The sequence below is a fragment of the Actinomycetes bacterium genome (assembly GCA_024222295.1).
Classification (GTDB): domain Bacteria; phylum Actinomycetota; class Acidimicrobiia; order Acidimicrobiales; family Microtrichaceae; genus JAAEPF01.
In genome coordinates this window covers 1-7,549 of record JAAEPF010000073.1, presented here as the reverse complement: position 1 = coordinate 7,549, position 7,549 = coordinate 1, and the positions used below count along the sequence as shown (strand labels likewise).

The 7,549-nt window shown below is 67.8% G+C and carries 8 protein-coding genes; 6 read left to right on the top strand and 2 right to left on the bottom strand.

The genetic code is table 11. From position 1 onward, the window contains the following. The 5 genes from GY812_16840 to GY812_16820 form a co-directional block, all read left to right on the top strand. Nucleotides 1-224 (top strand): hypothetical protein (locus tag GY812_16840; GenBank protein MCP4437152.1); only part of this gene is annotated, 224 nt, incomplete at its 5' end. A 232-nt stretch (nt 225-456) separates the two neighbouring features. Then, a complete protein-coding gene (gene aqpZ / locus GY812_16835; GenBank protein MCP4437151.1) occupies nt 457-1,209 on the top strand; it encodes an aquaporin Z in 753 nt (250 codons plus the stop codon). Nucleotides 1,210-1,266: 57 nt separating this feature from the next. Beyond that, nucleotides 1,267-2,544: a glycosyltransferase family 39 protein gene (locus GY812_16830; GenBank protein MCP4437150.1), complete on the top strand. Its 1,278-nt coding sequence runs from the start codon at nt 1,267-1,269 to the stop codon at nt 2,542-2,544. A gap of 28 nt (nt 2,545-2,572) precedes the next feature. Continuing rightward, nucleotides 2,573-3,355 (top strand): SDR family NAD(P)-dependent oxidoreductase, encoded by a 783-nt coding sequence (locus GY812_16825; GenBank protein MCP4437149.1) that lies wholly within the window; start codon nt 2,573-2,575, stop codon nt 3,353-3,355. Between the two features lie 315 nt (nt 3,356-3,670). After that, nucleotides 3,671-4,405 (top strand): hypothetical protein, encoded by a 735-nt coding sequence (locus GY812_16820; protein MCP4437148.1) that lies wholly within the window; start codon nt 3,671-3,673, stop codon nt 4,403-4,405. A 304-nt stretch (nt 4,406-4,709) separates the two neighbouring features. Here GY812_16820 and GY812_16815 read toward each other — a convergent pair whose 3' ends face one another. Further along, the gene (locus tag GY812_16815; protein ID MCP4437147.1) at nt 4,710-5,660 is read right to left on the bottom strand and encodes a M23 family metallopeptidase; all 951 of its coding nucleotides are present in this window, start codon (nt 5,658-5,660) and stop codon (nt 4,710-4,712) included. A gap of 98 nt (nt 5,661-5,758) precedes the next feature. Between GY812_16815 and GY812_16810 the strand changes: the two genes are divergently transcribed. Then, on the top strand, nt 5,759-6,472 hold the full coding sequence (locus tag GY812_16810; protein MCP4437146.1) for an HAD-IB family hydrolase: 714 nt from the start codon (nt 5,759-5,761) through the stop codon (nt 6,470-6,472). An 11-nt stretch (nt 6,473-6,483) separates the two neighbouring features. Here the strand turns inward: GY812_16810 and GY812_16805 are convergent, their stop codons facing one another. Further along, a complete protein-coding gene (locus GY812_16805; protein ID MCP4437145.1) occupies nt 6,484-7,380 on the bottom strand; it encodes a TIGR01777 family protein in 897 nt (298 codons plus the stop codon). Between the last annotated feature and the right edge of the window lie 169 nt (nt 7,381-7,549).

The window sequence follows — 7,549 nt, the reverse complement described above, 5'->3', positions numbered from 1 at the left end:
GCGCGTCGCTCATGACGGAGCGGGGGGGCAGCGGACCGTGGGGGGTGGAAGGGGGCGGGCCGGGAGCGGTGGGCGAGGGCGGGCTGTTGCCCGCCGGCGACGAAGCCCGCGCCGAGCGCCTGGCCGACAAGGGCACGGTCGGGCGGCGAGCCGGCGACGTGCGGCGGGTACTCACCCCCGGCGGCGGCGGGTGGGGCAAAGCTGACGGACGTCTGGGCAGCTGACCCACCGTGCTGGGTTACTCATCCTGCGTTCTGGAGTGGTGCCGCGTCGATGTGACGCGGATCTACTCCAAGAAGGTGGATGAGTAGTTCAGCACAGGCCTGGGTCCGACCGGTCCGGCCGGCTCAACCAGGCCGGCAGGTTGGGTGTGGTGGGTGGGGCACCAACGGGGGCTCCGCGATGGGGAGGGCGCCTGTGGTTAGCGTCGCGGGGAACCGACGAAAGGCAGTTCCAATGGGTCCCAAGCTCGTAGCCGAGTTCTTCGGCACACTCTGGTTGGTGTTCGGGGGTTGTGGCAGCGCAGTGCTGGCCGCCAACTTCTTCGCCGACAACGACTTCCCGGTCGGCATCGGCTTTCTCGGTGTGTCGTTTGCATTCGGCCTCACCGTGCTGAGTGGCGCCTACGCGTTCGGCCACGTCTCGGGCGGTCACTTCAACCCCGCGGTGACCCTCGGGCTACTGGCCGGTGGCAAGCACTCCTCCGGCGAGGTCCTGCCCTACATCGTCGCCCAGGTCCTCGGCGCCATCGGCGGTGCCGGCCTTCTGCTGCTGATCGCCAACGGGGTCGACGGCTTCGAGATCGTCTCGGGTCGTGCCGGCGAGTTCGCCACAAACGGATTCGGTGACCTCTCGCCCGGCGGCTACAGCCTGCTCGCGGCGCTCGTCATAGAGGTGGTGCTCACCGCCGGATTCCTCATGATCATCCTCGGAGCGACCCGCAAGGGGCTTCCGGCCGGGTTCGGCCCCATTGCGATCGGCCTGGCCCTCACCCTCATCCACCTGATCTCGATCCCGGTGACCAACACGTCGGTCAACCCGGCCCGCTCGACCGGCCCGGCGCTGTTCGTGGGCGGCGACAACCTCAGCCAACTGTGGTTGTTCTGGCTGGCACCGATCGTGGGCGGTGTGATCGGTGGACTCCTGTACCGCTACCTCCTGGAGCCGGCCGAGCCCGAAGAGGTCGCCATCGCCGATGCTCCGCTCTGACCGCCGGCCGGCGGTACGAACCTTCCGCTGAGCCGGGTCGGCTGGTAGACCGCCTGCATGGACTCGCCCGAGCGCGCAGACACATCGAATCGATGGTGGATGCGCGTGGGAATCGTGGCTGCCCTGGGGGCAGCAGCAAGGGCCGTCTATGTGCTCGTGGTGGCCCGCGACCTCGAACTGGGTGCGGATGCAACGTGGTACCTGCTGGTGGGTGGTGCAATCAGGGAAGGCCACGGGTTCGTTGACCCCGAGACTCTCTTCACCACCGGCGAGACCGTTGCCACCGCCAACTTCCCTCCGCTGTACCCAGCCGTCCTCGCCTTGCTGCAGACGCTCTTCGGCACATCTGAAACGGTCGCACAGCTGTCGGGTGCGGTCCTCGGAGCGATCACCGTGGTGGTTGCAGCGGCGCTCGGCCGTCGCCTGTTCGGTGACCGTGTCGGCCTGGCCGCCGCAATGCTGGTCGCTGCATCGCCGATGCTCATCGCAGCCGACGGATCGCTGATGTCCGAGGCGCTCTACGTTCCGCTGGTCACCACGGCGGTGCTGGCCGCCCTGGTCGCGGGCTGGGAGGGCAACTGGTGGGCCTGGGTCGGCCTCGGTGTGTCGATCGGACTGGCTGCCCTCACCCGCTCCGAGGCACTCATGCTCCTGGTGTTCCTGGTGTTGCCGATCCTGTGGTGGAGCCCCACGGTGCTGCGGGCCCGGCTCACCGGTGTGGTCGGCGCCGGACTCGTGGCGCTACTCGTCATGACCCCGTGGCTCGTTCGCAACAACTCGGCGGTCGGGGAGCCGACCATTTCGAACGTGTCGCCGGCGACTGCGCTGGCCGGCTCCAACTGCGACCTCACCTGGTCGGGTGACTCACTCGGGTCATGGGAGTACGAGTGCACGCGACCGCAGGACCGCACGCGGCTCGGCGAGGCGGAGTGGTCGAGCGGTCTGCGAAGCGAGGCGGTCGACTACATCCGCGACAATGCACGCCGGCTGCCGCTGGTCCTGGCTGCGCGGGAACTGCGGGTGTGGGGGCTGTGGGACCCGGTTGACCTCGTCGAGCGTGACGCCCAGGAAACCCGTTCGGAGTGGTTCCAGTGGACCGTGCGTGCGACTGCGGTGTTGACGCTCGCAGCGGGGGCCGCGGGACTGTGGATGGCTCGCGGCCGCGGCCGCAAGGTGGTGGTTCTTCTCGGCCCGGTGGTGATGGTGGCGACGACGGCCCTGCTTTCGCACGGCAACCCGAGGTTCCGCACTGTTGCCGAGCCCGAGTTGCTGGTGGCGGCGGCCTTCCTGGTCGTCGCGCTGTGGGACCGGCGGCGCTCCGGTTGGCGGACTTGACCGGCCGGTCAATAGAGTTCGGTACATGCTGGACATCAATGGAGCATCTGCACTCGTAACCGGTGGCGCATCGGGACTCGGAGAGGCCGCCACGCGGGCTCTCGGGGAAGCCGGCGCCAAGGTCGTGATCATGGACCTCGAGCACCAGGCCGACAAGGCCGAGGCGATCCTCAAGGACGTCGACGGCGCGTTCATGCCGACCGACGTGACCGACACCGACCAGGTGATCGCCGCTATCGAAAAGGCCAAGGAGCTCGGCCCGCCCAAGGCGCTGGTCAACTCCGCCGGCATCGGCTGGGCCACCCGCACGATCGGCAAGGACGGCAAGTACGAGTCGGCACACGACCTCGATCTGTTCAAGAAGGTCATCGACATCAACCTCGTCGGCACCTTCAACTGCATCCGCCTCGCGGCCACGGCGATGTCGCAGAACGATCCCGACGACGACGGACAGCGCGGCGCGATCGTCAACACGGCGTCGATCGCTGCTGTAGAGGGCCAGATCGGCCAGGCCTCCTACACCGCCTCCAAGGCCGGTGTGGTCGGCATCACGCTGGTGTGTGCCCGTGACCTCGCTGCGGTCGGCGTGCGCGTCAACACGATCATCCCCGGTCTGTTCGACACCCCGATCTACGGCGAGGGTGAGGCCGCTGACCAGTTCAAGGAGCGCCTCGGAGCCGGGTGCCTGTTCCCGAAGCGCCTCGGGTTCTCCTCGGAGTACGCGTCGCTCGCCCTCGAGCTGATCCGCAACGGCTACATGAACGGTGAGTCGGTGCGAATCGACTCCGGCATGCGCATGCAGCCCAAGTGACATCCTGAACGCGACGAGAGCCCGGAACGACCGTGACCACGGGGTTCCGGGCTCTTGCGCGTCCTGGCCCGGATGGTCGGTGGGGGAACAATGCCCGGTCGACGAATGTGGAGGTCGTTCGCTTCCTCGAGGAGTGCCTGTGAGGTCCGTCGGATCCATGCCGTGTAGGACCGCGTCGCCTGCCGCTGGAACGTCATCGCGGCTGGTGCTGACGCGGGTGTCAGGTTCGACTGTGATTGCGTGACGGAACCGACTAGCTTGCTGGCAAGGCGGCTGGGGTGTTGTGGCTCCGGCGGGACAAACAAGGGGCTAATCATGAATGGGCGAATCGGATTGAGCGCGAAGAAGGTCGCGCTAGCGCTTGGAATGGGTGTCGTGCTTGTAGCGGCAGGCTGTGCAAACAAGCCGGGGTCTGCCCCGTGCGATGGCGACATCGACCTGCAGGTCGGCTACCCGGCAGCGGCCAACGAGCCGGGCTGGTGGCAGGCTGACACGCGAGTCGGTGGGACGTCGTCGATTTCGGAGGGCTACCCGAACGTACTCGGGTACGGCTGCAGCGCACTCGAACTCACCACCGACGCGACCAACGAGGCCAAGGCGCAGGCGTTCACCTACGAGGACGTCGGCGTTGACCTCTCGACCGTCAACGACGTGAGCTACTGGGCATACCGCGACCCTTCATCGACGGGCGACCCCCAGGTGACGGCTTCGCTCAACATCGAGCTGTACGGCGCGGATGTCATCGACACCGCCGGGAATCCCAACGGCTACACCACGCTGGTCTACGAGCCCTACCTGCAGGCAGGCGGCGGATCGGCGGTGCTGACCGCCCAGTGGCAGGAGTGGGACGCATCAGCAGGCGTGTGGTGGAGCACACGTGCGACCAACGACCAGCCGACGCGGTCCGTGCTGCTGACCTGGTCCGAGATCCAGGCCGCGTACCCGGGTGCGGTGCTCGGTGGCTTCGGTGCCAACCTCGGTTCGTACAACCCGGACCAGACCGTCGCAGTGGACGGCCTCGTCGTCGGATCCAATACCGCCGACTTCTGAGTACTGGTCGTCACTGATCGTGGCGACGCCGAAAGCGAGGGAGCCCGGGTCGAGCGGCCCGGGTTCCCTCGCGTAGCCGGGTCCGTGGACGCGTGGCACATGACCGACGCGAACCGCGACGAGCTCACCTGTCGGATCGACCTGGACGGCGACGGAACCTGGGACAGGGCCTTCGACCCCTGCGACTACTCCGGCAGTCGCAGCTTCACCGCACCCGCGGGCGACTTCACTGTGGTTTTCGAGGTGAGTGATCCGGCCCATCCTCCCGTGACGGCGACGTCGGACCACTCGGCGGCGCCCGGCCTCAGGCGGGAGCGGCGACGCACGGCAGACGCACGTTGCCGCCTCCGTCGATGCTGTGCAGGACGACGCACACCTCGGCTGCCGCTGCGATCGGAAGTCCGCTGAACGAGAATCCGTGTTCCTCGGCTCGACCGGGATTGGATGCGGCCACGTCGGGCCTGGCCATGTCGGCGTCGTTGGTGGCGACAGGGTTGCCGTCGACGTACACACTCACCTCGATCGGGTCGTCGGAGTGCATGTCGATGCCCCAGCCCACGATGTCCACGGAGTCAGCGCCTGAGCGGGAAACCGAATCGACGAATCCGAATGCTGCATCGGCGGCGTGCTCGGTGCCCCCGCGGACGTACAGCGATGCGTGGGCGAGGCTGTTGAATCCGTTGACGACAGCGCCCGTCGGGTCGTGCATCTCGAAGTGCAGGTGCGAGCCGGTGTGTTCCGCATTGCCGGAGTCGCCGACCCATGCGATCACTTCGCCTGCCTTCACGCGCTGGCCGCGTTTGATGCCATCGGCGAAGGCCTCGTCATAGGTGTTGACGCCGTCGTCCGTTCCGGGCGTGTCGTTGTTGATGTGTATGTACCAGTACTCCCAGCCGTCGTTGTCGGTGAGCACGAGGATGTTGCCGCCGTTGCCGACGTTGTCCCACCGCATCCAGCTGACTTCGCCATCGGCGGTTGCCACGAGCGGAGTTCCCTTCGGTGCCATGAGGTCCTGGCCCTCATGGGTCCGGGTGCCGCCGCCGCGGGGTGCCCCGAAGGTGTCCGAGAAGCTGACCTCGCGTCCGACCGGGAACACCATCTCGCGCTCCGGCGGCCCGGTGGGGGCCGGCCTGCTGCCGAGTGGGCCGAGGTCGCCGGCTGGCACGCAGGCCGCCATGACCAGGGCGACCACGGCGGCGGTTGCCGCCAGCGTGATCGATCGTGCGGGTCCGCTTCGGGGGCTTGCGCGGTCCATGGGTCCTTCCATGAGTCCAGTGGTGGCGGCCAGTGCACCGCTACCCCGACATCGGTCGTTGTGGCCCCGCGCCTTGAGCCGCGGCAGGATCGTGGGCTGTGACCTCCGACTCATTGCCAGACAGAGCACCGGGCGAACCCGCTGAATCGTCGAGGAAGCGCCGTGTTGCGGCGTTCGACTTCGACGGCACGGTTTCTCGGCGCGACACGCTGATCCAGTTCGTGGCTCGCACCGCCGGCTTCGGCAGCTCGATCACCGGATCGGTTGCCGCCGGTGTGGCGGGGCTCCGGGGTCAGTTCGACTGGCGTGACCGCGACGAACTCAAGGAACACATGGTCGAGCGACTGCTCACCGGGCACAGCGAGCGGGAACTGCTGCGCGCCGGCGGCGTGTATGCCACCAGGCTGGTCGATCGCGGCCTGCGCGCCGACATGGTGGACCAGGTGCGCCGTCATGTGGCTGCCGGCCACGAGACGCTGTTCGTGTCGGCTTCGCTGGTGTACTACCTGCAGCCCATAGCCAGGCACTTCCATATGACCGACGTGATCGGCGTGGAGCCCGAGGTGGTCGACGGTGTGCTCACCGGTGCGCTCAGTCGGCCCAATGTTCGCGCCGGTGAGAAGGAGGTGCGCCTGCGTGAGTGGCTCGGTGTCGGCGCCGACGATCCGCTCGACGACATCGAGTTGTGGTCATACGGCAACAGCTCGGGTGACCACGAGCTGATGGCCATGGCCGAGCACGCGTTCTGGTTGGGCAAGCCCGAGAAGTGCCCGCCGGGCGCCGTGCAGTTCAGCGCCGGCTCCGCCTTCTAGCTGTCGGTGGATCAGCCGACCAGGTCGGCCATGGCTCCGTCGATTTCCGGGAAGGCGAAGCTGAAGCCGGAGTTCTGCAGGACTGCGGGCACGATCCGCTGGCTGGTCAGCAGCAGCGAGTCGGCCAGTTCGCGGCCGAAGAGCAACCGCGGCCCCGCCATCGGGAGCACCGACGTGGGTCGGTGAACCGCCCTGCCGAGGGCCTTGGTGTACTCGAGGTTGGTGACCGGGTTGGGTGCGGTGAGGTTGGCCGGGCCTGACAGGTCGGCTGTCAGCAGGTGCACGATCGCCTCGATCTCGTCGTCGATGTGGATCCAGCTCATGTACTGGGATCCGTCGCCCGAGCGCCCGCCGAGTCCCAGCCGGAACGGTGTGAGCTGCCGCGCCAGCGCCCCGCCCTTCGGGGACAGAACCACTCCGCTGCGCAGGTGCGCAACCCGGATCCCTGCCTCTTCAGCCGCGGCGGTGGATGCCTCCCACTCGATGCACACCTCGGCAGGGAAGTCGTCTCCCGGCTCTCCCGTCTCGTCGGTCGGTGTGTCGCCGGTGTCGCCGTAGTAGCCCACCCCCGAGGCCGACAGCATCACTGCGGGCGCGGACTTCAGCTTTGCCAGGGTCTTCGCCAGTAGCTCGGTCGACCGTGTCCGCGACTCGAGGATCCTGCGTTTCTGGTCTCGGGTCCATCGCTTCTCGCCGATGCCCTCGCCGGCGAGGTGCACCACCGCATCGATGCCTTCGAGTCCCTGCGCGTCGATCTCACCGCTCCGGGGGTCCCAACGTACGGGCTCGCCGACGGTGTTGCTGCTGTCGGGGCGCACGACCGGCGCCACGTGGTGGCCGTCGTCGCGGAGCCTGTCGACGAGCTGTCTGCCTATGAGGCCGGTCGAGCCGGTCACAGCTATGTCCATCAACCCATTGTGGCGGCAACCCCGCCGCTGTCCGGGTCAGCGGGCTTTGCCAGTTCTGGTCAGCGGTCTGCGACCGTGCTGGTCAGCGGTCTGCGACCGTGCTGGTCAGCGGTCTGCGACCGTGCTGGTCAGCGGTCTGCGACCGTGCTGGTCAGCGGTCTGCGACCTT

Coding starts and splice junctions, on each gene's coding strand:
- aqpZ (MCP4437151.1), top strand. CDS start 457: ATGGGTCCCAAGCTCGTAGCCGAGTTCTTCGGCACACTCTGGTTGGTG.
- GY812_16830 (MCP4437150.1), top strand. CDS start 1,267: ATGGACTCGCCCGAGCGCGCAGACACATCGAATCGATGGTGGATGCGC.
- GY812_16820 (MCP4437148.1), top strand. CDS start 3,671: ATGAATGGGCGAATCGGATTGAGCGCGAAGAAGGTCGCGCTAGCGCTT.
- GY812_16815 (MCP4437147.1), bottom strand. CDS start 5,660: ATGGACCGCGCAAGCCCCCGAAGCGGACCCGCACGATCGATCACGCTG.
- GY812_16805 (MCP4437145.1), bottom strand. CDS start 7,380: ATGGACATAGCTGTGACCGGCTCGACCGGCCTCATAGGCAGACAGCTC.